1 protein-coding gene is annotated in these 615 nt (G+C 36.7%); it reads left to right on the top strand.

The window, feature by feature from the left end; translation table 11 throughout:
* Positions 1-615 (top strand): hypothetical protein (locus C9J34_RS22085; protein ID WP_193769061.1); only part of this gene is annotated, 615 nt, incomplete at both ends.

Raw genomic sequence — 615 nt, 5'->3', positions numbered from 1 at the left:
GGTGGTACAGTTGCCGTTGTGAATCAGCAATTCCAAACACTTCCTGAGAAAGCGTTAACAGCAATTGAAAATTATCAAAATATAACACTAAAAATGCAAACCCACTGGGAATTAGTCGCAGAGCAATTTGAAATAGAAAAGGAAATGCAGCGCTTGAAGGATGGTACTGAACTAGATAATGGTAATGCTTATGGAAATATGGTTAAACAACTGAGAAATAGCTACCAAGTATTAGAGAGCCTAAAGGATGAACTTCATTCTACCGACTTCCCTGAAATCTACAGAAAAACGATGCAATCGCTATACCCTGGGTCCTATAAAGAAATGGATGCACTAAGTTGGAATGTTACAACAATGGCATCAGAAGAACAACAATATTTATTGGATGAAAGAGGAATTACAGCGTGGCCACTCGGACATCAATGGACTTCTAAATTTAATTATCCAAACAAGGCGGATAGTAACGACCATAAAGAAATATTACAAGAGGCTCAAGAACGTAATACCAAATATGATAACAGTAGTTTGTTTGCGGTTTATCGATTTTTTGACTGGAATGTCATGTTTTTTGTCTTATTCATATTTGTGTTACTACTATGGACGACGGTTGCTGAA

Origin of the sequence: Metasolibacillus meyeri, assembly GCF_003049505.1 — a bacterium.
GTDB classification, from domain to species: domain Bacteria; phylum Bacillota; class Bacilli; order Bacillales_A; family Planococcaceae; genus Metasolibacillus; species Metasolibacillus meyeri.
Note: the sequence above shows the minus strand (reverse complement) of the source record. Positions and strands in the feature narration are given on the sequence as shown.